Genomic DNA, 2,044 nt, shown 5'->3' with positions numbered 1-2,044 from the left:
CCCATACAGCACATATCGACATCTATCATCTCACTGATTCCTTCAGGTATGTAAGCCGCTCCGTGCCCCACTTCCTCATAGTTAGAAATGAGCAATTTAACGGTATGTCGAGGCTTCCAGTTTCCATGTACAGCAGATTCCAGTAGACCAAACAGTGCAGCTACACTAGCTTTATCATCCAGATGCCGTGACTTGATAAATCCACTCGGTGTTACGACTGGACGCGCATCGAACGAAATAAAATCGCCCACCGCAATACCGAGCTGAAGAACGTCTTCTTTTGACTCAACAAGCTCGTCAATCCGAACCTCCATGTGGCTCTCCTTGCGCTCAAAGCTTCGTGCATCATCATAGACGTGCACGGATGGATGGCTGGACAGAATAGTGCCCGTATACGTTTGTCCGCTTCGGGTATGAATAAGGCAGTATTCGTTCTCAATGCTGTTCATCATGAAACCGCCGACGGATGTCAGACGTAGGGTGCCTTGTGCTGTAATCGAACGTACCATCGCGCCCAATGTATCCACATGTGCGCTCAGCGCCACCGTACGGTCCGTTTCCTGACCTTCCAGAGTCAAGATGGCACCGCCTTTTGCATTCCATTCGATGGGTACCCCGAGGCTCTCAGCTTCCTTATGAATCAGCTCCATCACATGGTGTGTGTACCCACTGGGACTGGGCGTGTTCAGTAGCTGATTTAAAAAGTTCATCATATAATCTTCATTTAATTGAATCGTCATTTGTTGCTCCTCCTCATTTGGACAACCGATCAGGTTTAGAGGACGGTTGCTCTATTTCTTGGTCGAAAGTAGACCCTGTGCTGGAAGACCCAGTCGTGTCATAGGTCACATCCGCGTTTGCTTCCACCGTGGATGTGTGCTCTTCTTGTAATGTATGAAGCTGAGTAGTCAGACGTTTAATCTCTCTCTGAAGCCTATATTGGCGGAAAATACCGAAAGAACCGACAATAAGTCCACCTAGAAGAGTGCAACCAAGAATAAGCAGAATCAAAGGAATGCTAACCATACTGAATAGAAGGTTCACTTGAACCGAATTCACATTAATAACAGCAAATACAGCTGTTAACAGAGCAATAACAAGAGCTGCGATCAAAGACCATTGTGTTTTCAAAATGCCACCTCCTCCCGTTACATTATAAAATCCCTTGCCCGCCATGGACAAGGGATTTATCCGTGCATCATTTAAATGCTGGATTTTAAGGGCGCACGGTTTTACTTTCCTTCAGTTAGCTTTTCCATTTCTGTAATGACTTCTTCGAATACGCTCATCGCTTCGCGGATCGGCTGCGGAGAGGACATGTCAACGCCAGCTTTTTTCAAAATATTAATTGAATAATCACTGCCACCGCTCTTTAAGAAGCCCAAGTAACGGTCAACGGCTGGTTGGCCTTCTTCCAGAATCTGTTTCGAGAAACTAGTTGCTGCCGAGAAGCCAGTAGCATATTTGTAGACATAAAAACTGTTATAAAAATGAGGGATCCGTGCCCATTCCATTTCAATGTCTTTGTCTACCTTCATGCCAGGCCCGTGATATTTCACATTCAGATCATAGTAAATCTCCGATAAAAGCTGCGGTGTAAGGGATTCCCCCTGTTCAGCGCGTTCATGTACAATTTTCTCAAATTCCGCAAACATGGTTTGACGGAATACCGTTGTGCGGAATTGATCTGCATAGTAGGTGAGAAGGTACATTTTCTCTTTCGGATCGGTTGATTTGTTCAGCAAGTAGTCCATTAGCAACGCTTCATTGGTTGTGGATGCCACTTCAGCCAGGAAAATGGTGTACTGTGCATCTCTATACTTCAATGCGTTGTCTGAATAGTACGAATGCAACGCATGCCCCATTTCATGAGCAAGTGTGAACATGCTGTTCAGGTTGTCTTTATGATTCAGCAGCACATATGGGTGGGTACCATAAGCTCCCCAACTGTATGCACCAGTGCGTTTGTTTTCATTTTCGTATACATCAATCCAGCGCTCATCATAGCCTTTTTGCAACGAAGCCAGATAGTCCGCGCCAAGTG

At 45.6% G+C, this 2,044-nt stretch carries 3 protein-coding genes; all 3 read right to left on the bottom strand.

Annotated elements, in window-relative coordinates; all coding sequences use genetic code 11:
- Nucleotides 1–740 (bottom strand): zinc-binding metallopeptidase family protein (locus tag GRP75_RS25425; protein ID WP_160790715.1); only part of this gene is annotated, 740 nt, incomplete at its 3' end.
- Nucleotides 741–753: 13 nt separating this feature from the next.
- Nucleotides 754–1,176: a LapA family protein gene (locus GRP75_RS25420; RefSeq protein WP_069079865.1), complete on the bottom strand. Its 423-nt coding sequence runs from the start codon at nucleotides 1,174–1,176 to the stop codon at nucleotides 754–756.
- Between the two features lie 56 nt (nucleotides 1,177–1,232).
- A partial coding sequence (locus GRP75_RS25415) for a M3 family oligoendopeptidase (protein WP_160790714.1) occupies nucleotides 1,233–2,044 on the bottom strand: 812 nt, incomplete at its 5' end.

Source organism: Paenibacillus sp. OT2-17 (assembly GCF_009827695.1).
Lineage (GTDB): Bacteria > Bacillota > Bacilli > Paenibacillales > Paenibacillaceae > Paenibacillus > Paenibacillus polymyxa_B.
This window is presented reverse-complemented; position numbering and strand designations above follow the sequence as displayed.